30 protein-coding genes are annotated in these 26,764 nt (G+C 53.3%); 20 read left to right on the top strand and 10 right to left on the bottom strand.

The window, feature by feature from the left end; translation table 11 throughout:
* Positions 1–51 precede the first annotated feature (51 nt).
* From NP590_RS10310 to rluD, 4 genes are all read right to left on the bottom strand, one after another.
* Entirely contained in the window at positions 52–210 is a 159-nt protein-coding gene (locus NP590_RS10310) for a hypothetical protein (protein ID WP_256602291.1), read from the bottom strand.
* A gap of 76 nt (positions 211–286) precedes the next feature.
* Positions 287–1,114, bottom strand: coding sequence for a ZIP family metal transporter (locus tag NP590_RS10305; RefSeq protein WP_256602290.1), 828 nt, complete (start codon positions 1,112–1,114; stop codon positions 287–289).
* Positions 1,115–1,116: 2 nt separating this feature from the next.
* Positions 1,117–1,842 carry a peptidoglycan editing factor PgeF gene (gene pgeF / locus NP590_RS10300; RefSeq protein WP_256602289.1) on the bottom strand — a complete coding sequence of 242 codons (726 nt, stop codon included), beginning with the start codon at positions 1,840–1,842 and terminating at the stop codon, positions 1,117–1,119.
* Positions 1,823–2,773, bottom strand: coding sequence for a 23S rRNA pseudouridine(1911/1915/1917) synthase RluD (gene rluD / locus NP590_RS10295; protein WP_256602288.1), 951 nt, complete (start codon positions 2,771–2,773; stop codon positions 1,823–1,825). Before rluD ends, pgeF begins: the two co-directional genes overlap by 20 nt.
* Positions 2,774–2,856: 83 nt before the next feature.
* On the opposite strand from rluD, the gene NP590_RS10290 reads away from it, so the two are divergent.
* From NP590_RS10290 to NP590_RS10270, 5 genes are read left to right on the top strand one after another with little or no spacing between them, the layout of a single operon-like run.
* Complete coding sequence (locus tag NP590_RS10290) at positions 2,857–3,711, top strand: outer membrane protein assembly factor BamD (RefSeq protein WP_256602287.1); 855 nt, start codon at positions 2,857–2,859, stop codon at positions 3,709–3,711.
* A 3-nt stretch (positions 3,712–3,714) separates the two neighbouring features.
* Complete coding sequence (locus tag NP590_RS10285; protein ID WP_256602286.1) at positions 3,715–4,935, top strand: hypothetical protein; 1,221 nt, start codon at positions 3,715–3,717, stop codon at positions 4,933–4,935.
* A 46-nt stretch (positions 4,936–4,981) separates the two neighbouring features.
* Entirely contained in the window at positions 4,982–5,578 is a 597-nt protein-coding gene (locus tag NP590_RS10280; protein WP_256602285.1) for a Uma2 family endonuclease, read from the top strand.
* Positions 5,575–6,129 (top strand): DUF2058 domain-containing protein, encoded by a 555-nt coding sequence (locus NP590_RS10275; RefSeq protein WP_256602284.1) that lies wholly within the window; start codon positions 5,575–5,577, stop codon positions 6,127–6,129. Before NP590_RS10280 ends, NP590_RS10275 begins: the two co-directional genes overlap by 4 nt.
* A 54-nt stretch (positions 6,130–6,183) precedes the next feature.
* Positions 6,184–7,164, top strand: a complete 981-nt coding sequence (locus NP590_RS10270; protein WP_256602283.1) for a thymidylate synthase — start codon at positions 6,184–6,186, stop codon at positions 7,162–7,164.
* Positions 7,165–7,273: 109 nt separating this feature from the next.
* On the opposite strand, the gene NP590_RS10265 is transcribed toward NP590_RS10270, so the two are convergent.
* Genes NP590_RS10265 through NP590_RS10255 form a run of 3 tightly spaced genes read right to left on the bottom strand, consistent with a single transcriptional unit; the run spans position 7,274 to position 9,630 of the window.
* Positions 7,274–8,782: a YifB family Mg chelatase-like AAA ATPase gene (locus NP590_RS10265; RefSeq protein ID WP_256602282.1), complete on the bottom strand. Its 1,509-nt coding sequence runs from the start codon at positions 8,780–8,782 to the stop codon at positions 7,274–7,276.
* 6 nt (positions 8,783–8,788) lie between these two features.
* Entirely contained in the window at positions 8,789–9,040 is a 252-nt protein-coding gene (gene ubiK / locus NP590_RS10260; RefSeq protein WP_256602281.1) for a ubiquinone biosynthesis accessory factor UbiK, read from the bottom strand.
* Between the two features lie 5 nt (positions 9,041–9,045).
* A complete protein-coding gene (locus NP590_RS10255; RefSeq protein WP_256602280.1) occupies positions 9,046–9,630 on the bottom strand; it encodes a MarR family winged helix-turn-helix transcriptional regulator in 585 nt (194 codons plus the stop codon).
* 113 nt (positions 9,631–9,743) lie between these two features.
* Between NP590_RS10255 and NP590_RS10250 the strand changes: the two genes are divergently transcribed.
* From NP590_RS10250 to NP590_RS10240, 3 genes are read left to right on the top strand one after another with little or no spacing between them, the layout of a single operon-like run.
* Positions 9,744–10,649, top strand: coding sequence for an AAA family ATPase (locus NP590_RS10250; RefSeq protein ID WP_256602279.1), 906 nt, complete (start codon positions 9,744–9,746; stop codon positions 10,647–10,649).
* A complete protein-coding gene (locus NP590_RS10245; RefSeq protein ID WP_256602278.1) occupies positions 10,646–11,608 on the top strand; it encodes a DUF58 domain-containing protein in 963 nt (320 codons plus the stop codon). Before NP590_RS10250 ends, NP590_RS10245 begins: the two co-directional genes overlap by 4 nt.
* A gap of 39 nt (positions 11,609–11,647) precedes the next feature.
* Entirely contained in the window at positions 11,648–13,570 is a 1,923-nt protein-coding gene (locus NP590_RS10240; protein WP_371927292.1) for a transglutaminase TgpA family protein, read from the top strand.
* Positions 13,571–13,572: 2 nt separating this feature from the next.
* On the opposite strand, the gene NP590_RS10235 is transcribed toward NP590_RS10240, so the two are convergent.
* Positions 13,573–13,836, bottom strand: coding sequence for a hypothetical protein (locus tag NP590_RS10235; protein ID WP_256602277.1), 264 nt, complete (start codon positions 13,834–13,836; stop codon positions 13,573–13,575).
* Positions 13,837–13,940: 104 nt separating this feature from the next.
* Between NP590_RS10235 and NP590_RS10230 the strand changes: the two genes are divergently transcribed.
* The 7 genes from NP590_RS10230 to NP590_RS10200 all read left to right on the top strand — a co-directional run bounded on the left by NP590_RS10230 (position 13,941) and on the right by NP590_RS10200 (position 20,175).
* On the top strand, positions 13,941–14,861 hold the full coding sequence (locus NP590_RS10230) for an SPFH domain-containing protein (RefSeq protein ID WP_256602276.1): 921 nt from the start codon (positions 13,941–13,943) through the stop codon (positions 14,859–14,861).
* 2 nt (positions 14,862–14,863) lie between these two features.
* On the top strand, positions 14,864–15,307 hold the full coding sequence (locus NP590_RS10225) for an NfeD family protein (RefSeq protein ID WP_256602275.1): 444 nt from the start codon (positions 14,864–14,866) through the stop codon (positions 15,305–15,307).
* 410 nt (positions 15,308–15,717) lie between these two features.
* Positions 15,718–16,377: a response regulator gene (locus NP590_RS10220; RefSeq protein ID WP_256602274.1), complete on the top strand. Its 660-nt coding sequence runs from the start codon at positions 15,718–15,720 to the stop codon at positions 16,375–16,377.
* Between the two features lie 2 nt (positions 16,378–16,379).
* Positions 16,380–17,789, top strand: a complete 1,410-nt coding sequence (locus NP590_RS10215; RefSeq protein ID WP_256602273.1) for an ATP-binding protein — start codon at positions 16,380–16,382, stop codon at positions 17,787–17,789.
* A 47-nt stretch (positions 17,790–17,836) separates the two neighbouring features.
* A complete protein-coding gene (locus NP590_RS10210) occupies positions 17,837–19,102 on the top strand; it encodes a sialidase family protein (RefSeq protein WP_256602272.1) in 1,266 nt (421 codons plus the stop codon).
* Between the two features lie 9 nt (positions 19,103–19,111).
* Positions 19,112–19,483: a copper resistance CopC family protein gene (locus tag NP590_RS10205; RefSeq protein WP_256602271.1), complete on the top strand. Its 372-nt coding sequence runs from the start codon at positions 19,112–19,114 to the stop codon at positions 19,481–19,483.
* Positions 19,484–19,515: 32 nt separating this feature from the next.
* Positions 19,516–20,175: a hypothetical protein gene (locus NP590_RS10200; protein ID WP_256602270.1), complete on the top strand. Its 660-nt coding sequence runs from the start codon at positions 19,516–19,518 to the stop codon at positions 20,173–20,175.
* A 373-nt stretch (positions 20,176–20,548) separates the two neighbouring features.
* On the opposite strand, the gene NP590_RS10195 is transcribed toward NP590_RS10200, so the two are convergent.
* Positions 20,549–20,989 carry a hypothetical protein gene (locus NP590_RS10195; RefSeq protein ID WP_256602269.1) on the bottom strand — a complete coding sequence of 147 codons (441 nt, stop codon included), beginning with the start codon at positions 20,987–20,989 and terminating at the stop codon, positions 20,549–20,551.
* 284 nt (positions 20,990–21,273) lie between these two features.
* On the opposite strand from NP590_RS10195, the gene amoC reads away from it, so the two are divergent.
* The 5 genes from amoC (at position 21,274) to gltA (ending at position 26,323) form a co-directional block, all read left to right on the top strand.
* Entirely contained in the window at positions 21,274–22,026 is a 753-nt protein-coding gene (gene amoC / locus NP590_RS10190) for a bacterial ammonia monooxygenase, subunit AmoC (protein ID WP_256602268.1), read from the top strand.
* Positions 22,027–22,138: 112 nt separating this feature from the next.
* Complete coding sequence (gene amoA / locus NP590_RS10185) at positions 22,139–22,888, top strand: bacterial ammonia monooxygenase, subunit AmoA (RefSeq protein WP_036280011.1); 750 nt, start codon at positions 22,139–22,141, stop codon at positions 22,886–22,888.
* A 98-nt stretch (positions 22,889–22,986) separates the two neighbouring features.
* Complete coding sequence (gene amoB, locus NP590_RS10180; RefSeq protein WP_256602267.1) at positions 22,987–24,231, top strand: bacterial ammonia monooxygenase, subunit AmoB; 1,245 nt, start codon at positions 22,987–22,989, stop codon at positions 24,229–24,231.
* 228 nt (positions 24,232–24,459) lie between these two features.
* Positions 24,460–24,882, top strand: a complete 423-nt coding sequence (locus NP590_RS10175) for a hypothetical protein (protein ID WP_256602266.1) — start codon at positions 24,460–24,462, stop codon at positions 24,880–24,882.
* Between the two features lie 145 nt (positions 24,883–25,027).
* Positions 25,028–26,323, top strand: a complete 1,296-nt coding sequence (gene gltA, locus NP590_RS10170; protein WP_256602265.1) for a citrate synthase — start codon at positions 25,028–25,030, stop codon at positions 26,321–26,323.
* Between the two features lie 79 nt (positions 26,324–26,402).
* Here the strand turns inward: gltA and NP590_RS10165 are convergent, their stop codons facing one another.
* On the bottom strand, positions 26,403–26,678 hold the full coding sequence (locus tag NP590_RS10165; protein WP_256602264.1) for a late competence development ComFB family protein: 276 nt from the start codon (positions 26,676–26,678) through the stop codon (positions 26,403–26,405).
* Positions 26,679–26,764 lie beyond the last annotated feature (86 nt).

The following is a 26,764-nucleotide window of genomic DNA, read 5'->3' as shown; positions in this document are numbered from 1 at the left end:
CTAACCATTTAGCCAACAGTCACCATCACAACTAATGTCGTCGGCCTGGTATCACCCGGCCTTGAATTTGAAACCGTTCACGCTGGCATGGCCCAACGACGCCGGTTTTAATTCCATCGCCAGGACATGCAGGCCGAAGTCAGCGAAGAAATCGCCAAAAGTCCTTGGCTTTTCCTTCCAAAGACAGCAGTGAAACATCGATTTTTCCATTCCGGGTGCCTTAGTCAGGCTCGGTAGGATTGAAATTACACAGGGTTAGTCCGCCCACGAAAACGGCGGGTGCAAATTAGCTCTCGAACCTGTGTGCGATGGTTTGCATCAGCAGAATCAGGCCTACTCCGGCCAGAATAAAGCCGATCTGTTCCAGCGAGGTTTTGATATCGGTTTTCCGGTGCAGGGACGGGATCAGGTCGGCCACGGCTATGTAGATAAAACTGGAAGCCGCCAGGGTCAGGAAGTAGGGCAGAATATGGCGCAGATCGCCGAGGCTGAAATAGGCCAAAACGCCGCCTATCACCGTGGTCAAACTGGCCAGCACGTTGTAAAGCAGGGCCTTGCCGCGACTGTAACCGCTGTGTAGCAGGATGGCAAAATCGCCGACTTCCTGCGGAATTTCGTGCGCGGCAACCGCCAGACTGGTGACCATGCCCAGTTGCGGGTCGGTCAAAAACGCCGCGCCTATCAGCACGCCGTCGACAAAATTATGGATGCTGTCGCCCAGGATGATGAACATGCCGGCCACCCGCCGGCCATGGTCGTTTTGTTGATGTTGGTGCCCGGCGTGGTGGTCGTGGGAATCTTCGCCGTGGGCTTCGCAGGCGTGGGAATGGCAATGGCGCCAAACCAACAGTTTTTCCAAAATGAAAAAAAACAAAATACCGATCAGTATGGTGGCCGACAGCATTTGCATTTCGCCCTCGGCCACCTCTTCGAACGCATGCGGGATCAAGCCGCAGAAAGCGCCGGTCAACAGTGCGCCGATCGCAAAGCTGATGCCGTGCGGCAACAGGTTTTGTCTTTTTTGTTCCGGCAACAGTAAAAACACGCCGGCGGTCAGCACGCTCAAAATACCGCCAATGGCGGTAAAGATGACGATCAATAACAAAGTGCTCAAAATCAATCTCTCCAGATCAAACTGGCCATGCGGCCGGTGGCGGCGCCGTCCCGGCGGTAGGAATAAAACCTTGGCGCATCGGTTACCGTGCAATATTCGCCGCCGTAAATGCGTTCGACGCCCAATTCGGCCAGTTGCAGGCGGGCCAGTTGGTAGATATCCGCCAGCCATTTGCCAGAGCCCCTGTCTTTAAAGGCTTGGGCGGCTTTGGGCTTGTCGCCGACGAAAGCCGTCCGCACTTCATCGCCGACTTCGAAATGTTGCGGGCCGATGGCAGGCCCCAGCCAGACCGATACTTCGCGGCAATGCATGGCGGACAGGGTTTGTTCGATGATGCCGGCCCGCAAGCCGCGCCAGCCTGCGTGAGCCGCGGCGACCACCGCGCCGTCGTCGCCGCAAAACAACACCGGCAGGCAATCCGCGCTCAACACCGCGCAGACGGTGCCGGCTTGGTCGGTAAAGCTGGCATCGGCTTCCGCTACGGCGCGAACTCGGTCGGCCTTTACCACCTCGATGCCATGCACTTGTTGCAACCAGACCGGTTCGGCCGGCAGTTTCAGCATTTGTTTTATGATGCGCCGGTTGCTCTGCACGTGTTGCGGGTCGTCGCCGACGTGGCCGGCCGGATTCAGACTGGCGTAGCCGCCGCTGCTGACGCCGCCGCCGCGTAAAGTGGTGGCGGCATGCACATGCGCCGGCAGCGGCCAATCAGGCTTGATCCAGTTCATTTTTAGTCAGGAGATCGATCAGGTTTTGCATGTCCGCCGGCATGGCTTGTTCCCATTCCATGTATTCGCCGGTTTCCGGATGCTCCAGCCCCAGTTTGGTGGCGTGCAGCGCCTGCCGTTTGAAATTGCGCAAGGCCTCGGCCAATGCGGGATTACATTCGGCCGGCATTTGAAAGCGGCCGCCGTAGGTTTGATCGCCGACCAGGGGGTAATTGATGTGCGCCATGTGCACCCGAATCTGGTGGGTACGGCCGGTTTCCAGTTTGACCCGGATCAGCGTGTGGCGCTTGAAGCGCTGCTCCAGTCGGTAATGGGTGACCGCTTCCTTGCCGTCGCGGCGCACCGCGTTGCGTTTGCGATCCACCGGGTGCCTGCCTATCGGTTGGTCCACGGTGCCGCCGGCGGTCATCCAGCCTTTCACCAGGGCCAGATATTCGCGGTGGATGCTGCGTTCCTGCAATTGTTCGACCAGGCTGTTGTGGGCCTGCAAGGTTTTCGCCACCATCAGCAGGCCGCTGGTGTCCTTGTCTATGCGGTGCACGATGCCGGCCCGGGGCAAGGTATCCAGGCTGGGCACATGATTCAGCAAGGCATTCACCAAGGTACCGCTCCAGTTGCCCACCGCCGGATGTACCACCAGCCCGGCCGGTTTATTGACGATCAATAGGCAGTCGTCTTCGTAGACGATGTCCAGCGGGATGTCTTCGGGGTCATATTCCACCACCTGCTCCGCCTCGGCATCCAGCTCGATTTCCTCGCCGCCGTCCATTTTTTCGCGGCCTTTGCGCTGTTCGCCGTCGACCAGTACCCGGCCGTCCTTGAGCCAGGTTTGCAGCTTGCTGCGGGAATAGTCGGGAAATATTTCCGCCAGACACTGGTCCAGGCGCATGCCGGCCAGTTCTTCGGGAACCCGTTCGGTTAATATCGTCATAGTCGTTTTTAAGATATACTCGCGGCTTTGCTGTTGCCATTTGCCGCAAAAAACTCACAATATTACAACGTGTTGTCTTTTCTATGCGATTACTTTTAGTAAAAACTGTTTTTATGGCCGGTTTGGTTCTGGGCCTGGCCGGTTGCGAAGCCTTGAATGCCCTGAGCGGTCTGGGCGGCAAGGAGTCCGCCTCGGCCAAGGAAGACGAGTACGTCGGTTGGGACGATGCCAAGTTTCACCAGCAAGCCAAGGAAGCGCTGGATAATAAAAACTATCAAAAAGCCATCACGCTTTACGAAGCCCTGGAAGCCCGCTATCCCTTTGGCGATTACGCCGCCCAAGCGCAATTGAACGTGGCCTACGCCTATTATAAAAACGACGATCCGGAAGCCGCCCTGGCGGCGGTGGACCGCTTCATCAAAGTCCACCCCAGAAATCCCAACGTCGATTACGCCTATTACTTGAAAGGTCTGGTCAATTACAACCGCGGCATCGGCTTCATAGACCGGTTTTTGCCCACCGATTCTTCGCAGCGCGACCCCGGCAACGCCAAGGATTCCTACGATAACTTCCAGGAATTGATCCAGCGTTTCCCGCAAAGCAAATACGTGCCGGATGCGAGATTACGCATGGTGGCCCTGCGCAACAACCTGGGTATGTACGAAGTGCATGTCGCCGATTTTTATCTGCGTCGCAAGGCCTATGTGGCGGCGGTGAACCGGGCCAATCACATCATCAAGGAATACCAGCGCACCCCGGCGGTGCCGCATGCATTGGTCATCATGCGCGATGCTTATACCAAACTGGGCATGGACGATCTGGCGGCCGATACCGATAGGGTGTTTAAACTGAATTACCCCAACGGTATCCCGGTGGCGGATTACAAGGAAAGAACCCTGATCGAACAGACCTGGGATGCCATCGGCATGGATAAATAAGGCTTGAAGCGGACGCAATCTTTATGGGGCGCCGGCTTGCTGCTGTGCGGCCTGTCCGCCTCGGCGGCCGCGCCGGGCCCGGAAGCCCTGTTTCAAAACCGCTTTTTCACCCTGTCGCAAAATGCCGAATTATTGTGCGCCACCAGCGAACAGCAATTCCTCTCCAGCGAGCGGTTGGCCGAGGTCATCCGTTTTTACGAAAACAACCATCCCAATCTGCGCCAACAGGCGGTAGCGGTATTGACCGACCATGCCAATTCCGAGCATTTGGAGGATTTGGCCGGCTATAAAGACGATTGCCAAAAACAGGTTTCGGCGGAGTTGTGCGTGCTGGAAAAGTACTGGGACGATAAAGACGCCGCCTGGCGGGCGCTAGCGCTGTTTTACGATACCAAGACCGTCATCAAGCACAGCGAGGATTACCGCTATCAGGTCAAGCGCTTCGGCGCCGACCATATCCGTGTCTTCGAAAAAGCCATACGCAAGATTCCGGCTTTTTTGCGGCAAAGTATCAGCAAGGCCAAACCGGTCGAAAATCTGCAGCGGGAAATCGCCGACAAACCCAGCGCGATACAGGAACTGATACACGACGCCTTTCAGGAAGATTACAACACCAGCATCTGGCAAGATCATACCCATCCCTTGACCTTTACGCCCGGTATGGGTTTTCGCTCGCAAACCGTGGCGCAGGTTTTCAGCGGCCAGAATTTGATCGTGTTTACCGTCAAGGAGTTCGACAAGGGTAAGGAAGGCGCCACTTACCGGGATATAGACGTGCAATATCTGGTGGATTTCCGTCTGCCCATCGTCGTACACGAAATCGCCCACACCATTGATAATTTTCACTTCTGGAACGGCACCGACGACCTGTATTTTTTTTACAAATACCACAAGATTTCCAACGACGAACAGATCATGAAAATCATCGCCGACGCCAAACTGGCGCTCTGGCCGTCGAAATGGTTCGAAGCCTTCGAATATCTGCACGAAGTCAACGATGGCCGCTACGACGGCAATACCCAAGAAAAACTGGCCGAACTGGTGGCGCAATACGTCCTGATTCCGGAACGCCTGCAAACCAGCTCTCCCGCTGCTTATCAATGGCTGCGCAATGAGGTGTTTCGCGGCATCGAATATCAGGGTTACGACCGCTGCCCGACCCCGGTCACCCGCCCATTAAGCTGGTGGCAAAAATACGCCAGCGGAAAGCTGTTGGGGCAATAAGTGCTTGTGCTATGCTTGCCCGAACGCCGATCCCGGAGACCTCGCCATGGCTTTTGCATTGGAGAAAGACAAACATTACACCTATAAGGATTACCTGAGCTGGCCCGACGATGTGCGCTGCGAAATCATCGACGGCGTGGTGTATATGATGTCGCCGGCCCCGCTGCTGGTGCATCAGGAGGTGGCCGGTGAAATCTTTCGGCAAACTGCAAACGCTTTACACGGCAAAACCTGCCGTGCACTGGTGGCCCCGCTGGATGTGCGCCTGCCGCGCCATGACGAAACCGACGAAGAAACCGACGAGGTGGTGCAGCCGGATGTGATGGTGGTCTGCGACCCCGGCAAACTCGACCGCCGCGGCGTGCGCGGCGCGCCGGATTGGGTGGTGGAAGTACTGTCGCCGTCCACGGCCGGCCGCGACCATATCCAAAAACACCGCCTCTACGAACGCCATGGGGTGCGCGAATATTGGCTGGTTCATCCCGGCGACCGGCTGCTGACTGTCTACCGCCTGCTTGACGGCGAATTCGGCAAACCGGATATTTTTGAATTGCAAGGCATCACGCCGGTCGAGGCCCTGCCCGGCCTGGAAATCGACTGGCAAGCCGTACTACCGTATCTTCCCTCCGACGATTTAACATGAAAAAACCGCAACTCAATCCCTTGCAGGCCCAATTGCTGAAATCCGGCCTGACCAACGAGGCCAAGGTCAAACAGGTCAAGGCCGAAAAACGCAAGCAGGACAAATTGCAGCGCAACAACGGCGTCGAAATCGTCGACGACATCAAACTGAGTGCCGAGCAGGCCCGCCAGCAACAGATCGAGCGGGATCGGGAACTGAACCGCCAGCGCAAACAACTGGAAGAGCAGAAGGCCCTGGCCGCGCAAATCAAGCAAATCGCCTTGCTGAATCGCATAGCCCAGGACGCCAACGGCGTGGCCTATCAATTCAACCACGACAACAAGGTCAAGGCGGTTTACGTGGCGGACAAGGTGCGTGATGCGCTGATCAACGGCCGGGCCGGCATCGTTAAACTGGCGCAGGGCTACGAAATCGTGCCGGCGGAAGTTGCCCGTAAAATACAAGCGCGCGATGCCGACAGCGTGGTGGTGCTCAATCAAGCCACCCAGGATGTGGCCGCCGAGGACGATCCTTACGCGGCCTTCCAAATTCCGGACGATTTGATGTGGTAAAGCGCATCGCGGCCGACGCTCAATCTTTCCAACAGGCTTTTTAATACCCGCGCTATGAAACAATACCTGGACCTGGTCCAAAACATTTTGGACCAGGGCAGCTGGCAACAGAACCGCACCGGCATTCGCAGCATCAGCCTGCCCGGCGCCATGCTGCGTTTCGATTTGCAACAAGGTTTTCCCGCCGTCACCAGCAAAAAGCTGGCGTTTAAATCGGCCATCGGCGAAATGATTGGTTTTTTAAGGGCTTCCAGAAACGCCGCCGAGTTTCGCGAGTTGGGCTGCAAGGTCTGGGACCAAAACGCCAACCAAAACCAGCAGTGGCTGGCCAATCCCTACCGCTTGGGGGACGACGATCTGGGGCCGGTTTACGGCGTGCAATGGCGGCAATGGCCGGCCTACAAACTGATCGCTTCCGGCCGGCCGCAAAGCGCCGCGCGGATCGCCGATGCACTGGCCAAGGGCTATCGGCAAATCGGCATCGTCGAAGACAACGGTACCGACTGCGTATTGCTTTACAAGGCCATAGACCAACTGCGCCAGTGCCTGGATACCATCATGACCGACCCCGGCAATCGGCGTATTCTGTTCCACGGCTGGAACTGGGCGCAACTGGAGGAAATGGCCCTGCCGCCCTGCCACTTGTTGTACCAGTTTCTGCTTAACCCGGCCGAGCGCGAAATCTCGCTGTGTCTATATATTCGCTCCAACGACATAGGCCTGGGCGCGCCGTTCAATTTGGCGGAAGGCGCGGCCCTGCTGCATCTGGTCGGCCGCCTGACCGGTTATACTCCGCGCTGGTTCACCTATTTCATCGGCGACGCCCATATCTACGAAAACCATCTGGACATGCTGCGGGAGCAATTGACTCGCGAGCCGTTTCCCAGCCCCAAACTGGTGATTGCCGAACGGGTGCCGGACTATGCCGCAAGCGGCCAATACCGGCCGGAATGGCTGGAAAAAGTCGAACCGGGCGATTTCAGGCTGGAAGGCTACCGGCATCACCCGCCGCTGACAGCGCCGATGGCGGTCTGAGCCGCTAGGGTTACGTTTGTTAGCCGGAGGCGCTCGCGCAATCGGTGCCGCGAAGCTTAAATGTCGCCTATCCTTGGATAAACCCGAGGCATCGGCTGTTTTTCCTCGGTCAACGGCTTCTATCCAGTTTTCGATAGCCGATGGCTTCGCTCAGATGCTTGATTTCCACGTTTTGGGAGTCCGCCAGGTCGGCAATACTGCGGGCCAGTTTTAAGATGCGGTGATAGGCCCGGTGGGAGAGGCCGAACTTTTCCAGCGCCTGTTCCAGCAGGCGATGTCCGGCTTCGCTGAGTTCGCAATAGACTTTGATTTCCTTGGCATTCAGTTCCGAATTGGTTTTGCCCTGGCGTTGATGGGCTATTTGCCTGGCGGCGATTACGCGTTCGCGGATCATTTGGCTGCTTTCCTCACCTTCCTTGGCGCCTTTTCTTAATACATCCAGCGCCACGCGCGGCACCTCCAGATGCATGTCGATTCTATCCAGCAAGGGTCCCGAGACGCGGGCGCGATAACGCGCAATCTGCTCGGAGCTGCAATGGCAGCGGCCGGAGGCGTCGCCCAGATAGCCGCACGGACAGGGATTCATGGCGGCTATCAGTTGAAAGCGGGCCGGAAAGTCGGCCTGACGGTTGGCGCGAGAGATGGTGATATGGCCGGTTTCCAGCGGTTCTCGCAGTACTTCCAGCACTTTGCGATCGAATTCCGGCAGTTCGTCCAGGAACAGGGCGCCATGATGGGACAGGGATATTTCGCCCGGTTTCGGATTGCTGCCGCCGCCGACCAATGCGGCGGCGGAGGCCGTGTGATGCGGCGCGCGAAAGGGCGGCTTGCGCCATTTCCCGATATCCAGGCCTTGGTCGCTGATGGAGGCGATGGCGGCGGTCTCCTGAGCCTGTTGTTCGCTCAGTTCCGGCAGGATGGTGGGCAGGCGGGCCGCCAGCATGGATTTTCCGGTGCCGGGCGGCCCCAACAGCAAAACATTATGCGCGCCGACGGCGGCGATTTCGAAGGCCCGTTTGACATGAAACTGGCCGTGCACATCGGCAAAATCGATCTCGAATTGTCCGGTTTCCGCCAAGGTGGCGGTTTTGGCAAGCGGGATGGGACTTTGCCCGCTCAAGTGGGCGCACACTTCCAGCAAGGTTCGGGCGGGCAAAATTTGCGCATCGTTGATCAGGCTGGCTTCATCGGCGCAGCCAACAGGTAGAATCAGTTGCCTGGCGGCGTCGCGGCAGTGTATCGCTACCGGCAAAGCCCCGGCAATGGGCCGCAACTCGCCGCCCAAGGACAATTCGCCCAAACATTCGTAACTCGGCAGATTGTCCTTGGGTATTTGGCCGGAAGCCGCCAATATGCCGAGTGCAATGGCCAAGTCGAAGCGGCCGCCTTCCTTGGGCAAATCGGCGGGCGCCAGATTGATGGTGATACGCTGAAACGGAAACTCGAAGCGCGAGTTGATGATCGCGCCGCGCACCCTGTCCTTGCTTTCCTTGACGGCCGTTTCCGGCAGACCGACGATATTGAGCGCCGGCAAGCCGTTGCTGACGTGCACTTCAACAGTCACCAACGGTGCATCGATACCGGAACGGCCCCGGCTGAACACAACGGCCAGGGACATGGCGCTTTACTCGGGCGTCAGCTGTTTTTCCAACTCCGCCACGCGCTTTTCCAGGTCTTCCAGGCGGGCGCGGGTTTTGGCCAGCACGGCTTTTTGTACTTCAAATTCTTCCCGGCTGACTAAGTCCAGCTTGGAAAAAAAGCTTTGTAGCAAGGCATGGACGTTTTTTTCCATATCATCCTTGAAGTGGCTTAAGCCGGGTGGAATGGCGCCGGCAATACGCTCGGCGATATTGTCAATGGATTTTGGATCGAACATGGTAATTACTCTTGATTGATGACGGGGTTGGGTTTGGGAATATGATCTCGGCATATCTTATCAGTATCGTCGCGTTCCAGGGCTTCGTCTGTCATTCCGCACTGGTAATGATGGGCCACTACCCTGAAATGTTCGCAACTGCGGCACATGCCGAAACTTTTGCTTTGATTGACTTTTTGCAGCACGCTCAGGGTGGTTTGCAGGGCGTTGCCGATGGAGTCGAATTCCTGATGGCTGACTTCCCGTTCCGCTTGTTTGAATATATCCAGGGGTTTCAGCTCATCGACCAAGGCCATGCCGGCTTCGGTCAGGCTTAAATGCACGACGCGGCCGTCAAGGCTGTCGGTGGTTTTTTGCAGGTAGCGCTTGCGTTCCAGAATCTGAATGCTTTGCGAAACCGTGCCTTTGGTTAGCCCCAGGTATTCCGCGACGGAAGCGTGCGTGTTGCTGTATCGGTTACATTTGGCCAGATATTCCAGAACCTGTCCATGAACGGGTTGCAGCCCGATGGCGGCGTATTTTTTGCGTTCTTCCGAGCGTAGCAATGAACTGATGCGCTCGATAAGCTTAAAGGTTTCCAATTCGTGCATTGGAAGGATTCTAGCATAAGCAGCCCACATTGCCTCGGGCCGGATGCCGGCGCATTTGCAATGCCGGCCCGTATCGAGCCACAATTCAGACTTTTGCCGCCGGTTGTTTGATTATGCACGAAGCTCTCCACCAACTGCTCGCCTGTGCCGACAGCGTTATTCTCGGCAAGCGGACGCAGATCCGTTTGGCCGTTTGCTGCCTGTTGGCCAAGGGGCATTTGCTGATCGAAGACATTCCCGGCGTCGGCAAAACCACGCTTTCACATGCCCTGGCGCATTTATTCGGCCTGGGTTATCAACGGATTCAATTTACCAGCGATATTTTGCCGGCCGACATCATGGGCTCCGCCGTTTTCGATAGCCGGCAAAACAGTTTCAGTTTTCGTCAAGGCCCCTTGTTCAATCAAATGATATTGGCGGATGAAATCAACCGCGCCACCCCAAAGGCTCAAAGCGCGTTGTTGGAAGCCATGGAAGAAAGACAGGTTACGGTGGAAGGTCAAACATATCCCCTGCCCGAGCCGTTTTTTGTCATCGCCACGCAAAATCCGTCTTATCAAATCGGCACCTTTCCGTTGCCGGAATCGCAACTGGACCGGTTTTTGATGCGCATCGAATTGGGCTACCCCAGTCGACAGGCCGAGCGGGAGCTGCTGATCGGTCAGCCCAGGCATCGCTTGATTAAAAACCTGCCGGTGTATTTGCCGGCTGAGCAACTGGCGGCCTTGCAGCACGAAGTTGCCGGCGTGCATGTGGCGCCAGCCCTGCTGGATTATGTGCTGGCCATCATCGATTTTACCCGCCACTGCGACGACTACCCTTGCGGCTTGTCGCCAAGGGCGGGTTTGTCGCTGTTGGCGGCCGCCAAGGCCTGGGCGTTAATGGATCAGCGCGGGGCGGTATTGCCGGAAGACGTGCAAGCGGTGTTGCCGGCGGTGGCGGGGCATCGCCTGTCGCCGGGCGGTCGCGATTCCGGAGCTACCGTCGCCCCCATACTGCGGCAGGTGGCCGTGCTGTGAATGGTGGTTCGTTGGGCTGGCGGCAGCGGTTTAAGCCGAGCCGATTTTTGATAGGCGAGGCGCCCGCCGCCGGTCCTATTCAATTAGATCAACGGCGGGTGTTTATTCTGCCCACCCGGCAGGGCCTACTGTTCGTGTTATTGATTGTTCTGGTGTTGCTGATAGCCTTTGTTTACAACAATAACTTGGCGTATATGTTGGGCTTTTTACTGGCCAGTGTGTTTTTTGTGACTATTTTGCATAGTTTCAAGGCGCTGTCTGGCTTGGTGGTCAGAGCGGGGCAGCATCAGCCGGTATTCGCCGGCGACCAGGCGCTATTCAATTTCGTGCTGCACAATCCCGGCGACCAAGCGCGTCCGGCGATAGACGTGAGCTTGCGGGAGCCGCGGACCATTCGGCTGCGGCCAGGGGAAACGCAAACCGTTTCATTGGCGGTGCCCGCCGAAAAGAGGGGTTGGTTGGCGTGCGATACTCTAACCTTGTCCAGCTGTTACCCGTTGGGATTGTTTCGGGCCTGGTCGCCCTTGCGTTTCGATAGCCGGGTGCTGGTTTATCCGCAACCGGCCAAGTTGGAATTGCCGTTTCCGGAAACCGATTCCGGGCCCGGTGGGCAAGGGCAGTCCAAGCGCGAGGGTGACGAGTTTTATGGTCTTAAATCCTATCAAAGCGGAGACCCCATCCGGCAGATTCATTGGAAGGCCTATGCCAAGGGACGCGGCTTGCACAGCAAGCAATACGCCGGTGCCTCCAGCCTCGAGCTTTGGCTGGATTATGAGACGACGCCCGGCGCCGATGCGGAAGCGCGGCTCGGCCAACTGTGCCGCTGGCTGGTGGATGCCGAGCAGGCCGGACGACGCTACGGTTTGCTGTTGCCGGGGGTAAGGTTGGAACCGGATCGTGGCGCCGCGCATAATCAGGCTTGCTTAAGCGCTTTGGCGCTGTTTGGCTTGGAATCTTAAATGATGGTGGGGGCGCTTGATCGGCGAGGACTGAGTTTTTTGTTGGGCTCGCTTTTGCTGATCACGCTGCCGCACGGCTGGCATATTCCCTGGCCGTTGTTCGGCTTTTTCGCGGTTATGCTGGTCTGGCGCTTCATGGCTGTTCGTTACCCGGGGTGGTTGCCAAAGCGTTGGCAATTGTTTTTATTGACGTTGTTGGGCGTGGCATTGTTGCTCAGCCAGCAGCGCGGCGTGTTCGGCCGCGATGCCGGTACCGGATTGATTGTGGTGGCGCTGGGTTTAAAGCTGCTGGAGATTCGTGGCCGACGCGACGTGCTATTGGTGGTATATCTGGCCTTCATCGTGGCCGCTTCGCAGTTTTTATACGAACAAAGCATTCTGATGGCCGGCTATATTTTGTTGGTTTGTATCCTGTTATTGGCTACCTTGATCGTCCAAACCGCCGAGCGGGTGGAAACCCGAGCCGCGCTAAAAACCGCGACCGCCATCGTTTTACAGGCTTTGCCCTTGGCCTTGGTGCTTTTTGTGTTGTTTCCACGGCTGGAAGCGCCGCGTTGGATGTGGCTGGCCGACGACAACAAGGCCCTGTCCGGACTTAGCGATACACTGGAGCCCGGTTCGATCAGCGATTTGAGTTTGTCGGATGAGTTGGTGTTCAGGGTCAGGTTTGAGGGCGATGTTCCGCCACCGCTTCTGCGCTATTGGCGCGGCGCGGTCTATTCGCGCACCGATGGCGTGCGCTGGACGGTTGACTCCAGCCGCGACACGTCGGCTCGGCCCCCCGAGTTTAGCGGCGATGCCTATCGATATACCTTGTTGATGGAGCCGCAAAAGCAAAACTGGGTTTTCGGGCTGGAAATGCCGGAAAGTTTCGGCGCCGGATTGCGCAGCATCCACGGTTTTCAGTTGCGCAGCGACAAAAGGCCGGCCGATCGCGCCGAGTACAAAATTGTTTCTCGCCCCTTCTATAATACCGGCCCTCTCAGCCCGGCCGACTACCGGGAAAATCTGCAATTGCCCCTGGCGGCATCGGACAGGCAATTGGCATTGATCAAGGCCCTGGGTGGCGGCAATGCTTCTCCCGAACAATTCATTCAAAATTTGTTGAATCACTTCAGGCGGGAAGCGTTTTTTTACACGCTGGCGCCACCCTTGATGCCGGAAAATCCCATCGACACGTTTTTATTCGAAACCCGCAGCGGATTTTGTAGCCATTACGCTGCCGCCTTTGTTTACCTGTTGCGGATTGCCAAGATTCCGGCGCGGGTGATCGGCGGTTATCAAGGGGGCGAATTCAACAAGGTAGGCGGCTTTTTGGAAGTCCGCCAAGCCGATGCGCATGCCTGGGCCGAGGCGTGGCTGGAGAACAAGGGCTGGGTCAGATTCGACCCCACGGCGGCGGTGGCGCCGGAGCGGGTGGAGCGCGGGGTGAATGTGGATTTGCAAATTGCCAGTGGCGCGGTGAATTTCGGGCCGTTAACGGGCGATTCGGCGGCCTTGAACTGGTTCAAGCGTGGCCGGCAGTTATGGCAGAGCGTGGATTACAACTGGCAACGCTGGGTTATCAACTACAGTGGCGCCAATCAGATGCAATTTTTGCGGACCCTGGGAATAGACGGCATCTCCCCCTTGGTCAAATGGCTGTTGGGTAGTCTGCTGGCGGTCACGTTGCCCCTGGCGTGGTGGCTGCTGAAAAAACCGGCAAAAACCGCCGATAAGCCCTTATTGGTTTATCGGCGGTTTTGCGGCAAGTTGGCTGATGCCGGGGTGGTGATCGGCCAAGGGGAGGGGGCGAAAGACTTTGCCGGGCGAGCCCAAAAGCAGTTGCCGGAATTGGCCGGACGAATAGAGCAAATCAGCGCTCTGTTTATCCGTCTGCGCTATCAGGCCGACGCGAAGGCCGGCGATTTGCAACGTTTAAAAAATCTTGTCGATGCGTTCAGCGTCAAAAAAAGGCGCTGATTTCAATGCAGGTCGGGGACTTCCGCGCCGGGTTGTTGGGTAGTCTGCTGTTTGATCTGCTGGGCTTTTTCTTGCTGTAACTGCTTGTTACCTTCGCCGAACATCACCGCGAAGACCATAAACAGAGCTAGCGCCACCATCAATACGGGTAGTCGACCCGGTTTTTCCATCCAAAGAAATACCCACTTGGGCTTTATCATGCCGACGATCAGCACCAGTATGCAAACGAATAGTACGCTAAAGCTGTAATAAATCAGGGTGTTCATGAATCGGGTCCTATAACCAGCAAGTTTGAGAGTGATGCATTATTATTAGTCGGGTGACAGTTTGCAATAAACAATAATTTCAATCAGAAAATTTAGGAGGCGTTATGGGCGGCTTTGGCTTGTTTGTAACCATGCTGTTTGTGTTTGCGGTGTTATTGGTGTTCATGAGTGTCAAGTCCGTGCCGCAAGGCATGGAATATACCGTTGAGCGCTTCGGGAAATATACCAATACCTTGACCCCGGGTTTGAATATCATCATGCCCATCATCGACCGCATAGGCCGTAAATTGAATATGATGGAACAGGTGCTGGATGTACCGTCGCAAGAGGTGATCACCAAGGATAACGCCATGGTGCGGGTAGATGGCGTGGTGTTTTACCAAGTTATGGACGCCGCAAAAGCGGCTTATGAAATCACTTATCTGGATATGGCCATCATCAATCTGGTGATGACCAATATCCGTACCGTAATGGGGTCGATGGACCTGGACGAATTGCTGTCGCGCCGCGATGAAATCAATGCCCGGCTTTTGGGCGTGGTTGACGAAGCCACTTCGCCGTGGGGGATCAAGGTCACCCGTATCGAAATCAAGGATATTTCGCCACCCAAGGACTTGGTGGATTCCATGGCCCGGCAAATGAAGGCCGAACGGGAAAAGCGCGCGCAAATTCTGGAAGCGGAAGGCATGCGGCAGGCGGAGATATTGAAAGCCGAAGGCTTGAAGCAAAGCGCCATTTTGGAGGCCGAGGGCCGCAAGGAAGCCGCTTTCCGCGAGGCGGAGGCGCGCGAACGCATGGCGGAAGCCGAAGCCCGCGCCACCATGATGGTATCGGAAGCCATTTCCAAGAGCGACGTACAGGCCATCAATTACTTCGTGGCGCAAAAATACATCGAATCGTTGAAAGACGTGGCCGCGGCCAATAACAGCAAATTGATCTTCATGCCGCTGGAAGCCTCCAGCGTGATCGGTGCCTTGGGCGGTATAGGCGAATTGGCCAAAGAAGCGCTGAACAAAAAGGCCTGACCATGGCCGAGTTGGAGATCGTGTTTTGGTATTGGTGGGTAGTGGCGGTGGGGTTTTTGGCTGTGGAACTGCTGGCCCCCGGCTTCTTTTTTTTGTGGTTGGCGGTGTCGGCGTTTGTGGTTGGGTCTATTTTGTTGATGATCCCCTCTGCCCCATTCGAGGTGCAATTGCTGCTGTTTTCGTTGATGGCGGTTGCTTCGATAATGGTTTGGCGGCGTTACGTCAGCGCAAAGTCTCAGGAAAGCGATCAGCCGCTGTTGAATCGACGCGGTGCCCAATATATCGGCCGGGTTTTCAATGTGGTAACCGCTATTGAAAACGGCCAGGGCAAAATCAAGGTGGGTGACAGCCTGTGGCAAGCCCAGGGCGAGGATTGTCCGGTCGGTACCAAGGTTAAGGTGGTGGCGGTAAAGGGAACGGTGTTTGAGGTGGAAGTTTGCGGGTGATGCGCCCGCAGGCCATGGTCGGGGTGCATGCCTTGCTGGCGTTCATCCCCGACAGTGCTTTTCCGCTTTCGTATTGGCTTGAACCGCTTGCGGCGGCATTAAGGTCAATGATTCCTTGTTACAATGACCGGCTTATATCCCTTTGTGCCATGGGTTTTGGCGTCGGGGTGTGCGTCAAGGGACGCCGTAAATACGTCCATGTAGGCTCTGTGACAGCGTCCATGCTGGCACAGCCTTTGCCGAACACCCCGACGCCTGATGCGTTAATGCCGAAATTCGATGTCAGATAGGTATATCCCTTTGTGTCACGGGTTTTGGCCTATCCGATTCCTCGCGCCGGCGCGAAGGGAACAAAAAACGGTATTTGAATTGAAATGTTCCTAAATCAGCCAACTGATTCATAAAATTTTATGCGATTGTTATTGATAGAAGACGACGCCATACTCGGCGATGGTTTGAAGGCCGGTCTAAGTCTGGAGGGTTACGCGGTGGATTGGTTGACCGATGGCGCCCAGGCCGACGAGGCGTTAAAGCTGAATCATTATGATTTGATTGTGCTGGACCTGAATTTGCCGCGCATGGATGGCATGAGCGTGCTGAAAAACCTGCGAAGACGCAAGGACAATACGCCGGTGTTGGTATTGACCGCCCGCGATGGCGTTTCGGAGCGGGTGGCCGGGCTGGATAGCGGCGCGGATGATTTTGTCTGCAAACCGTTCGATCTGACCGAGATTTGTGCCCGCCTGAGGGCGTTGGCGCGCCGTAACGAGGGGCATGGCGCGCCGTTGTTGGAGCATAAGGGCGTTACCGTGGATCCGGCCGCGCATCAGGTGTTCTACAACGGCGCGGCGGTGGAGTTGTCGCAAAAGGAATACGAGATTTTAAACTACCTGATGATGCATATCGGCCATGTCACTTCCCGCGCCCGGCTGGAGGAGGCTCTGTATGCCTGGGGGTCGGAAGTGGAAAGCAACGCGGTCGAAGTGCATATTCATCATTTGCGTAAAAAACTGGATGCCAATCTGATCCGCACCATTCGAGGGGTGGGTTACATCATTGACGAAGTCTGAGCATGCGGCCGGGTTTGCGGCCATGGTCGCTGAAAAAACGCTTGCTGTTCTCGTTGTTGTCGTCGTTGTTGCTGGTATGGGGGGCGACTATTTATGTCAGTTATTTGCAGATTCGCGACGAAATCACCAAGTTGTCCAATGCCGAGTTGGCTCAGTCGGCCCGGGTGGCGCATTCCTTTGTGGAAAATTTATTACAGCAAAGGCGCCTGACCAAGCTTTGGGATCAGAATAAGTCGCCCGATTTGTTCCATATGCCTATTCTAGGGCATAAATACGAGCGCAAAATCGCCTTTCAATTGCGTTCCGTCAGCGAGGGAGTGGTGCTACGCTCGGAAAGCGCGCCGGAATTTGCCCTGTCCTTGACCCGCAACGGATACAGCGACACGTTGATCAATAATCAGGTCTGGCATGTGTTCAGCATCGGTACCGATAACGGCGAGTATGTGATTCATGTCGGTCAGCGCGACGACATACGCCGCGAGCTGATCAAGTCGCTGGCCGGTCAGGAAATGCTGGCGATGTTGGTGGCTTTTCCGGTGTTGGGGCTGGTGATATGGCTGATCGTCAGTCGCACGCTGCGGCCGGTGAATGCGCTCAAGGAACAGTTGGCGGCCCGCGAAGTGGGCTATTTGCAGCCTTTGTCGCTGGACAAATTGCCGGCGGAAGTGGTGCCCATGGTCGAACAGATCAATAACTTGTTCGGCTTGCTGGAGCAGGCGTTTGCCAATGAACGAAATTTTACTTCGGATGCGTCGCACGAACTTAAAACGCCGTTGGCCGGTATGATGACGCAGTTGCAGGTGGCGCAAAAAACCAAGGATGCCGCCATGCGCGATCAAGCCCTGCAAAAATGTCAGCAGGCCGTTTTGCGCATGACCCATATGGTGCAGCAACTTTTGACCTTGTCCCGAGTCCAGCACCAGAATGTACAACTCGACAAGCAGTGGGTGAATCTGAGTCAGGCCATGATTGCGGTGATTGCCGATATCGAATTTTCCGCGCGCGAGAAAAATATTGACATTGAATTGGTTGGCGGAGAGGGGGTAGCCATACAAGCCAACTCGCAATTATTGAATATTTTGTTCCGGAATCTGATCGATAACGCCATTAAATATACCCCCGTTGGCGGACAGGTGAAGGTCAGCCTTTATCCTGAAGCCAGGCGGGTTATGGTGTTTATCGAAGACAGCGGGCCGGGGGTGGCTGATGAAGATTACGCCCGTATTTCCCAGCGGTTTTATCGCTGCGTGGACACCGCGCAGGTCGCGGAAGGCAGCGGTTTAGGCTTGTCCATAGTCAGTCGCATCGTTCGTCTGCACGAGGCGGAGATTGGTTTTGCAAAAGCGAGCTTGGGCGGCTTAAAAGTGTCGCTGTGCTTCAACTTGCCGGAAACAGCCGTCAAAACCGCTTAAGGGTGTGTGTTTGACTTGGTTATGATGTAATTGTGATGGTCTTTTTAATGAGCAATATGTCGGTGTCTATGTTGCGGAGAATGTTTCGCTTTGTTTTTCTGTTTGCCGCCGCGGCTTTGACGGCGTGCGCCCAGTCTTCCGCCAGACCAGGCAATCTGCACGACGGTACTGAAATTACTGTTGTGTATCCCTTGAAGTCTTATCCCTTTGCCGGGCAAAATCTGCTGAGCTTCGATATATACCAGGATCAAGGCGTGGTGCACGGATTGCTTGCCGTGGCGACGGCAAAGCCCAAGCAATCTTTTATCCTTTATGTGCGTTCGGATGATGGCGGGTTGACCTGGTCCGAGCCGGTGGAAATCGGGCATTTCGCAAAGGCCACCGTAGAGTCCGGAGCGGGTAACGATGTACAGATTGCCGCCAGCGGCAAGGCATTGCTGGCAATTTGGCAAATCACCGGAGAGCTTCCGGGTATGGGGCCCTTGCAGGCAGTATATTCGCTGGATGGCGGAAAAACCTGGTCGCCGGGGGCTAATCCCACCGCCAGTGACGTCGATCAGTCTCATCCGGAGTTGGTGGCGGATCAAGCTGGCCGCTTTCATCTGGCTTGGCTGGACGACAGGGATGAAAATGGTCACCAGGGGGTGAGGTATGCGCGAAGTTCCAATGCGGGACGGCATTGGGAGTTGGCTCAAACCGTTGACGAGTCCAGTTGTTCCTGCTGCTGGAATCGTCTGTTGATGGGGGCGGAACAGCAAGTCAATCTGCTTTATCGGGACATGGAGCCACGCGACATGGCGCTGGCGCAGTCCGCCGATGCCGGAAAAAACTGGCAACGTATAGCCACGGTAGGTGAATTTAACTGGGTATTCGACGGTTGCCCGCACAACGGCGGCGCCATGGCTGTCTCGGATTTGCGGGTCTTGCATAGTCTGGTTTGGACCGGGCTCGAGACTAAGGCCGGCCTGTATTATTTACAGTCCGCCGACAACGGCAAAAGTTGGTCGCAACCCTTGCCCATGGGCGGGACGGCATTGGCGTTTCACAGCGACATGGCGGTTCTGGCGGATAATCGTTTGCTGGCGATATGGGATGCCATGGGGCCGGATGGAACGATTGTGGCAATCAGCGAGTTGCTTGATGGCGGGCAGCGCTGGTCGTCTGCAAGACAGATTTCCGGAGCCGGTGTTTCGGCGACCTTTCCAAGGATAGTCTCGACGCCATTCGGTGGGCTGGCTGCCTGGGCCGAGCAAAAGCCGGGCGCTGTCAAGCAATGGGTAATAGCGGTACTAAATAATAATTCCAATCAATAAGAGATAGTTATGCCTAAATTAACAACACTGATAAAACCTTTGCTGCTGTTTGCGGCGCTATCGTTTCCTCTGACGGCCTTGGCACATGCCATTTTGGTGAAGTCTCAGCCGGCGAAGGATGAAGAAGTCGCCGAGGCGCCCAAGCAGATAGATTTGTGGTTTAACGATCCGGTCAGGAGCGAATATAAGGCGCTGGCGGTGATCGATAGCGAAGGCAAGAGGGTTGATAAACGCGACGTTGAACAGGATTTGCTGGACGGATCGCACATACATGCCAGCGTGGAAGATTTGCCCCCCGGCACATATACCATTCGTTATCGGGTGGTTTCGGAAGATACCCACATTGTCACCGGTAAATTTCAATTTACCGTAAAACCATAAATTTAACTTTGGTTGTCGAGCGGCAAAAGTTCATGAATATTCAGCGTTTAAATTATTATTTTATATCCTGTTTGATAGCGTTTGCATTGTCTCTGACCGGCTGCGAACAGTTTGGGTTCGGCAGCAAACAATCCAACGCCTTGGGTAACAGACCCGACTTGGATTGCATCATTGCCAACGATTTTTATGCCGTGCATTTCAGTGCGTATTTGCAGCCCGACAGTAAAGAATTGAAACCGGAAAATAAAGCCGCATTTGTGCCTTTCTGCCAAAAAATTCCTCGGGCGGGAAAAATGTTTTTCACGGCGGATTTAATTGACCGGGATATACGTACTACCCCGATTGGCATCAGGTTGGTCGAAGTCGAAAAAACCGGGCAAAAATTCCCGGATGATATACGCGAAATTCGTACCATCATTGAGTTACCGGCCAAACTGTATCCGCGAGGAGCGGTGGAAGCGCGGGCCGAGGTGGATAAAAACGGCGATTATGTCATGTATTTTCTGATCGGCGAGGCCGTGGAGGAAGACGATAAGTTTCGAGTGCCGTTGGAGGTGGGAGTCGATCCGGATGGACAGCCCATTATTCTGGTAATCGGTTTCGTCATAGGGTTGGTGGTTCTGCTTGGGCTTGGGCTATTGTTGTATTGGTATAAGGCAAGGCGGCAGCTGAGCGACGATTTGACGACGTAACGATCATGAAAGCGCGGATAGGGTAGGACTGCTTGCAGGGTGGGACGCCGTGAATACAATCGTATAGGCTGGCGCCCGTCCTCCAAGCTCAAATTACTTCCAGAGCTGTCGGTAGGCCGGAATTTTGCCTGTTGTCCGCTCGAATTCGGTCTGGTTGGGGTCTCGCTCGCTTATAGTCCTTGCCGCCGTTTTGAGTGCCTGGGGCATAAACGTCGTTAAAATTCGGGCATTTTGCGGATTAGCAGGTTGGGAGTAATAGTGGCCCGCGTGCGGCCGAAAGCTATTGATGTCGGGGGGGTAAGAGCGGTAGCGCTGCTTTTGAAAAGGGTTGTGGCCGATCAAAAGCAGGCATGTTGTCGCCGGGATGGCCTCTTTATAAATCAGGCAGGCCGGTCAGGCCTTCAACGGACCAATTTTCGATATTGCCGGCGCCGGACAGGTCGTCGCCATTTTCGTATTGAATGCGGCAAACATATTGGTAAGGGGTGCTTGGCGCATCTTTCGTGGCAATTTCAACCGTTGCATTAATTATGTATTCGTAGTTTCCAATGCTCCAGGCATTGGTTGGCTGGTTGGCGAAAGCTGCGCTGGTTTCGGTTGAGCCAAGTTGGCTGTTGATATGGCTGTTGCAGTGGGTAAATGCAAGAGCGGTCATGTCGTTTGATATCGGCATGGGGTCGGCGTTGTCCTTGCTTTCAACCAGAAATAAATCGGACGCGGCGATGTCGTACATCAGGGGCAGCAGGAACTTGATTTGAAGCGCAAGTAAGATGGCCAGACAGGCGACAAATAGAACTATTTTTTTTTTGTTCATGGCTATTTTCGGGTGAGGTGTTGTTGTCGGGGTGCGCGAAAGCAGCGGCGATTCTAGCAAAAAAACCGTTGCAAGCGTTAAGTGAATGGTCTCTGGCAACGGGATAAATGAAAATAGATAAAAAACAGCGAGCCGGTATTGACAAGGAGTGTCGAGATGGTAGACTGCCAGGCACTCTTAGGGAGGGGGTGGTTTATTCGAAGTTGAATAAATTTTTAACAAAGGGAAAAACAAAGAACTCCCGGTAATGTTCCGGGGATTTAAAAATCTTTTAGGAGGTAGAAATGGCTGCTACAACTGAATCAGTTAAGGCTGATGCTGCGGAAGCACCGCTTTTAAACAAAAGAAACCTGACATTGGGCATGTTGCTCTATTTGGTTTTCTATTCTTTCATTCGTTGGTACGAAGGTGTCTATGGCTGGTCCGCTGGTCTTGATTCATTTGCTCCAGAGTTTGAAACATACTGGATGAACATGTTGTACATCGAGATCGTAATCGAAGTTCTGCTGTTTGCAGGCATCAACGGTTGGATCTGGAAAACTCGTGATCGTAAAGTAATGTCAATCACTCCACGTGAAGAACTGCGTCGTCATTTCACACACTGGATCTGGTTGGTTTGCTACGGTTGGGCGATCTACTGGGGTGCTTCATACTTCACCGAGCAAGACGGTACTTGGCACCAAACCATCGTTCGTGATACTGACTTTACTCCAAGTCACATCATCGAATTCTACCTGTCTTACCCAATCTACATCATCACTGGTACAGCAGCATTTATGTATGCAAAAACAAGACTGCCTACATACCATGAAGGTCTGCACTTGATGTATCTGGTTGCGGTTATCGGCCCATTCATGATTCTGCCAAACGTTGGTTTGAATGAGTGGGGTCACACATTCTGGTTTATGGAAGAGTTGTTCGTTGCTCCATTGCACTACGGTTTCGTATTCTTTGGTTGGGCTGCTCTGGCTATCATGGGTGTTGTGAATACCGAAGTAATGGCAATTACCAAATTGCTGAAAAAAGACCTGGCCTAATCCAAGTCGGTAAAAGTAAATACTATCTCCTTTCTTGCCTCGCTTAAATTTAGGTGGGGCAGGATAAGGGAAAGTAAAAAAATATAATTTTAATTCTTTAGGAGGTAAGCTAATGAGCGCATCTCAATCAGCTGTACGTTCTCGTGCGGAAGCAGTACAAGTTTCCCGTACGTTTGACTGGATGATTCTTTTTACACTGTTCACAGCGGTTCTGGGCGGTTATCACATTCACTATATGTTGACTGGTGGTGACTGGGACTTCTGGACCGACTGGAAAGATAGACGTCTGTGGGTAACCGTGGCACCTATCGTTTCTATTACATTCCCTGCGGCTGTTCAAGCTTGCTTGTGGTGGAGATACCGTTTGCCAGTTGGCGCAACACTGTCTGTAGTTGCTCTGATGATCGGTGAGTGGATCAACAGATACATGAACTTCTGGGGCTGGACTTACTTCCCAGTAAACATCTGCTTCCCATCCAACCTGCTGCCAGGCGCTATCGTTCTGGACGTTATCCTGATGTTGGGTAACAGCATGACTCTGACCGCTGTTGTTGGTGGTTTGGCTTATGGCTTGTTGTTCTACCCAGGTAACTGGCCTGTAATCGCGCCATTGCACGTGCCCGTTGAATACAACGGCATGATGATGACTCTGGCTGACTTGCAAGGTTACCACTACGTTAGAACTGGTACACCTGAGTACATCCGTATGGTAGAGAAAGGTACATTAAGAACTTTCGGTAAAGACGTTGCTCCAGTATCAGCGTTCTTCTCTGGATTCGTTTCTATCATCATTTACTTCTTGTGGCACTTCTTCGGCCGTTGGTTCGCAAAAACCGACTTCATCGCCGACGACGCGTCCTAATCTGAAGTTTTGATTGAAAATGACATCTGACGAATTTGAATTAACAAGTTTGTCAGTAGATCTTAATTACAAGATTCTCTAGTAATAGAGGAGGAAATATGAAAATAATTAAAGACAAAGTTGCAAAACTGTCCTTTGTCGCACTGCTGATCACAATGACAGCAGCGATGTTCTACGCTCCAACAGCATCTGCTCACGGTGAAAAGTCACAGGCTGCGTTCATGCGTATGCGTACTATTCACTGGTTTGACTTGAACTGGTCAAAAGAAGAAGTGCCTGTTAACGACACTATGACCATTTCCGGTAAATTCCTGGTTTTCGCGGGATGGCCTGAAACTGTTGATAAGCCAGAAGTATCGTTCCTGAACGTTGGTATCCCTGGTCCAGTATTTATCCGTGCTGGTTCTTGGATCGGTGGTCAGTTGGTTCCTCGTTCAGTTTCTCTGGAACTGGGCGAAGTTTATGAGTTCAAAGTACTGCTGAAAGCACGTCGTCCAGGTGACTGGCACGTTCACTCTATGATGAACGTACAAGGCGGTGGTCCAATCATCGGCCCAGGCAAATGGGTAACCATTACTGGTTCTATGAGCGAGTTTGTTAACCCAGTTACAACTTTGACTGGCCAAACAATCAACTTGGAAACCTACGCTCTGGATAACGTTTATTTCTGGCACGCAGTATGGTTTGCAATCGCCTTTGCTTGGTTGTTGTTCTGGATCAAACGTCCTATGTTCGTTCCACGCCACATCGCTGTTAGCACTGGCAAAGCAGACACTCTGATCTCTGCTGGCGATAAAAAAGTCGGTATGGTATTCGCTGTAGGTACTATGGTTATCGTTGCTGCTTCAATGGGCGCAACCAACGAAAAATACCCAGTGACCACCCCACTGCAAGCTGGTTTGTTGCGTGGTATGAAAACTTATCAAATGCCTGAATCTACTGTTTCAGTAAAAGTTGATGATGCTACCTACCGCGTTCCAGGTCGTGCTATGCAAATGACACTGACCATCACCAACAATGGCGATTCACCTGTTCGTTTGGGCGAATTCAACACTGCTGGCGTACGTTTCTTGGATCCTGCTGTTCATGAAGATGAAACCAGCTATCCAGATGACTTGTTGGCAGAAGAAGGTTTGACTGTTAGCGACAACAGCCCACTGGCTCCAGGTGAGACACGTACTGTTGAAGTTACAGCTTCTGACGCAGCATGGGAAGTATACCGCTTAGCTGACTTGATCTACGATCCAGACAGCCGTTTCGCTGGTTTGTTGTTCTTCTGGGATGAAAACGGTACACGTCAAATGGTAACAGTTGACGCTCCATTAATCCCATCTTTCATCTAATGAAAGAAATCTAAGATTCGTCTTGGATTGATAGGAGGAAAACCTCCGTTACCTTAGGGTGGCGGGGGTTTTTTTTTGGGTGCGGTTGCTTGATTTATGAGCGATAAACTCAGTTCAAAAATAATGCTCGGAAATAAAACGAATTGATAGAGCTGGAAAAAGTAGAAAAATTCCGGCCCGAAAAGTTTAAATTCAGCGGTAAAAATAAATAACAGAATGTTGGAAAAAATGAGAAATGCAAAATTAATATTGGCAATTACAACAATTATCACGATGACAGGTTGTGCCGAAAAAGGGGAATATGAGCAAGCAATACTGGCACAGATGCAAAAGGATAAAGATATTAAGGACTACAATATCGCACCCGAAAAAATGGTCGAATGCGTCGTAGTCACATCGTCAAAGGATATGCCAGGAATGATTCCGGTCGATCCGCAGCGCAGACAGGCGTATATAAATTACACAAAAATGTTAAAACTGAACGAATCCGAAGATCCCAAAAAAACACTGGAAGACCTGAGAAATGCCTTTGGATCGCCTAAAGCCTTGGCAGAGGCACATGCTAATTACGCCGAGAGCGTAGTGGAATGCATGTCAGGTTTGGTTACCGGGGAAGAAGAGGGGCTAAAAATCGGCGACAAAAAACAATAACGATTTCGCAGCTGTCGAGCTAAGAGATATGAGAAATAGTAAAGTCAGTAACGGTAAACAATGATGCGTAGTTGCCGGTAGATACATCGAATAGAATACAAGTAACCGGCACTGACGTAAAAATATCAACAGTAGGAGCGATTCAATGGCTGAAAACTATGTGTCCTTAACAGAGGACGATAAAGAAAAGGCGTCAAAGCTACCAATCATGGACGGCACAATGGGGCCATCGGTCGTTGATATCCGTAGCCTGTATGCGCAAACCGGTTACTTTACCTATGATCCAGGCTTCACATCAACCGCGAGTTGTTCGTCAAAAATAACTTATATAGATGGAGATAACGGTATCTTGTTGTACCGGGGTTATCCGATTGAGCAACTGGCGGAAAAATGCGACTTTCTGGAGGTCTGTTATTTATTGCTGAACGGCGAATTGCCAAATGGCGCGCAAATGAAAGAATTTGTAACCATTATTAGCCAGCATGTAATGGTGCATGAGCAATTGACGAAATTTTATAGCGGATTTCGCCGAGATGCTCACCCAATGGCAGTATTGGTGGGTGTAGTCGGCGCATTGTCAGCTTTCTATCACGATGTGACCGATGTTACCCGCCCTGAAGACCGCTATATTGCCGCCATACGCTTGATTGCCAAAATGCCGAATATAGTGGCGATGTGTCATAAATACAGCACGGGCATGCCGTTTATATACCCGAAAAGAAAGTTAGGTTATGCGGAAAACTTCATGCGTATGATGATGGGGGATCCATACGACGACTATATTGCCAATCCCGTGTTGATTCGGGCGCTGGACCGGATATTGATACTACACGCCGATCACGAACAAAATGCCTCCACATCAACGGTCAGGCTAGCCGGTTCAAGCGGCGCCAATCCATACGCTTGCGTCGCGGCAGGTATCGCATGTTTGTGGGGCGCGGCACATGGTGGCGCAAACGAAGCCGTGTTGAATATGCTGGAAGAAATAGGAGATGTGACTAAAATTCCGGAATATGTCGCCAAGGCGAAAGATAAGAGCGACCCTTTCAGACTGATGGGATTTGGTCATCGGGTATATAAAAATTACGATCCGCGAGCGAAATTGATGAGGCAAACTTGTCATGAAGTCTTGGATGAGCTAAATCTAAACAACGACCCAATGTTTAAGCTGGCCATGGAATTGGAGCGAATTGCATTGGAAGACGAGTATTTTGTCGAAAGGAAACTCTACCCGAACGTGGATTTCTACTCCGGCATCGTGCTGAGGGCCTTGGGGATTCCAACAGAAATGTTCACCGCCATTTTTGCCTTGTCCCGTTCGGTTGGCTGGATTGCGCAATGGGATGAAATGATTTCAGACCCCGAGCTTAAAATCGGCAGGCCGCGGCAATTATATCGTGGCGTCGCCAAGCGCGACGTGCAACCGATATCAAGTCGATAAAAGACCATGATCAATCGACGTTAAGTAAATCAGCTCCGCTGATCAAATTACCGGCAAGCAATTTGAAGGACGGGAAGTTTTATTGATCCCGGGTTTCATGCGGATTTTCGCTAACGATCAAGATTGCTCTTTCGATAGCCTTAACGGCATCGTTCCGCATGTCCTGATGTTCGCTTTCGGTCAGGTTGGCGCCCTTGTCTACGAGGTTGCACACATAGCAGTTGGGTAAAGAATTAAGTGCGATGCAGGCCACGTCCATAAGGAAAGATTGAGATAAGGGTTCCGGGCTTATTTCCTTCAAATGCCACAAATGGTCATAAACTAATTGTTCGTAATAATTGCAAATGTCAAACATGGGTTCCTCGTTAATAAAACATATTCAGGGATGAAGGGAAGCTTATTCGAAAAGACCCTGTAAAGATAGTGAGCGTCTTGTCCGCC

Source organism: Methylomonas subterranea, assembly GCF_024505185.1.
Lineage (GTDB): Bacteria > Pseudomonadota > Gammaproteobacteria > Methylococcales > Methylomonadaceae > Methylomonas > Methylomonas subterranea.
The sequence above is the reverse complement of the archived record's forward strand: the minus strand, read 5'-3'. Positions and strand labels throughout refer to the sequence as shown.

Excerpts from the sequence above, each read along its gene's own strand:
- NP590_RS10225 (WP_256602275.1), top strand. The coding sequence starts at position 14,864 with ATGGCCGAGTTGGAGATCGTGTTTTGGTATTGGTGGGTAGTGGCGGTG.
- NP590_RS10205 (WP_256602271.1), top strand. The coding sequence starts at position 19,112 with ATGCCTAAATTAACAACACTGATAAAACCTTTGCTGCTGTTTGCGGCG.
- NP590_RS10210 (WP_256602272.1), top strand. The coding sequence starts at position 17,837 with ATGAGCAATATGTCGGTGTCTATGTTGCGGAGAATGTTTCGCTTTGTT.
- amoC (WP_256602268.1), top strand. The coding sequence starts at position 21,274 with ATGGCTGCTACAACTGAATCAGTTAAGGCTGATGCTGCGGAAGCACCG.
- NP590_RS10280 (WP_256602285.1), top strand. The coding sequence starts at position 4,982 with ATGGCTTTTGCATTGGAGAAAGACAAACATTACACCTATAAGGATTAC.
- rluD (WP_256602288.1), bottom strand. The coding sequence starts at position 2,773 with ATGACGATATTAACCGAACGGGTTCCCGAAGAACTGGCCGGCATGCGC.
- NP590_RS10165 (WP_256602264.1), bottom strand. The coding sequence starts at position 26,678 with ATGTTTGACATTTGCAATTATTACGAACAATTAGTTTATGACCATTTG.
- NP590_RS10310 (WP_256602291.1), bottom strand. The coding sequence starts at position 210 with ATGGAAAAATCGATGTTTCACTGCTGTCTTTGGAAGGAAAAGCCAAGG.
- ubiK (WP_256602281.1), bottom strand. The coding sequence starts at position 9,040 with ATGTTCGATCCAAAATCCATTGACAATATCGCCGAGCGTATTGCCGGC.
- amoA (WP_036280011.1), top strand. The coding sequence starts at position 22,139 with ATGAGCGCATCTCAATCAGCTGTACGTTCTCGTGCGGAAGCAGTACAA.
- NP590_RS10235 (WP_256602277.1), bottom strand. The coding sequence starts at position 13,836 with ATGAACACCCTGATTTATTACAGCTTTAGCGTACTATTCGTTTGCATA.
- pgeF (WP_256602289.1), bottom strand. The coding sequence starts at position 1,842 with ATGAACTGGATCAAGCCTGATTGGCCGCTGCCGGCGCATGTGCATGCC.
- gltA (WP_256602265.1), top strand. The coding sequence starts at position 25,028 with ATGGCTGAAAACTATGTGTCCTTAACAGAGGACGATAAAGAAAAGGCG.
- NP590_RS10200 (WP_256602270.1), top strand. The coding sequence starts at position 19,516 with ATGAATATTCAGCGTTTAAATTATTATTTTATATCCTGTTTGATAGCG.
- NP590_RS10290 (WP_256602287.1), top strand. The coding sequence starts at position 2,857 with ATGCGATTACTTTTAGTAAAAACTGTTTTTATGGCCGGTTTGGTTCTG.
- NP590_RS10230 (WP_256602276.1), top strand. The coding sequence starts at position 13,941 with ATGGGCGGCTTTGGCTTGTTTGTAACCATGCTGTTTGTGTTTGCGGTG.
- NP590_RS10250 (WP_256602279.1), top strand. The coding sequence starts at position 9,744 with ATGCACGAAGCTCTCCACCAACTGCTCGCCTGTGCCGACAGCGTTATT.
- NP590_RS10275 (WP_256602284.1), top strand. The coding sequence starts at position 5,575 with ATGAAAAAACCGCAACTCAATCCCTTGCAGGCCCAATTGCTGAAATCC.
- NP590_RS10175 (WP_256602266.1), top strand. The coding sequence starts at position 24,460 with ATGAGAAATGCAAAATTAATATTGGCAATTACAACAATTATCACGATG.
- NP590_RS10255 (WP_256602280.1), bottom strand. The coding sequence starts at position 9,630 with ATGCACGAATTGGAAACCTTTAAGCTTATCGAGCGCATCAGTTCATTG.
- NP590_RS10270 (WP_256602283.1), top strand. The coding sequence starts at position 6,184 with ATGAAACAATACCTGGACCTGGTCCAAAACATTTTGGACCAGGGCAGC.
- NP590_RS10195 (WP_256602269.1), bottom strand. The coding sequence starts at position 20,989 with ATGAACAAAAAAAAAATAGTTCTATTTGTCGCCTGTCTGGCCATCTTA.
- NP590_RS10215 (WP_256602273.1), top strand. The coding sequence starts at position 16,380 with ATGCGGCCGGGTTTGCGGCCATGGTCGCTGAAAAAACGCTTGCTGTTC.
- amoB (WP_256602267.1), top strand. The coding sequence starts at position 22,987 with ATGAAAATAATTAAAGACAAAGTTGCAAAACTGTCCTTTGTCGCACTG.
- NP590_RS10265 (WP_256602282.1), bottom strand. The coding sequence starts at position 8,782 with ATGTCCCTGGCCGTTGTGTTCAGCCGGGGCCGTTCCGGTATCGATGCA.
- NP590_RS10220 (WP_256602274.1), top strand. The coding sequence starts at position 15,718 with ATGCGATTGTTATTGATAGAAGACGACGCCATACTCGGCGATGGTTTG.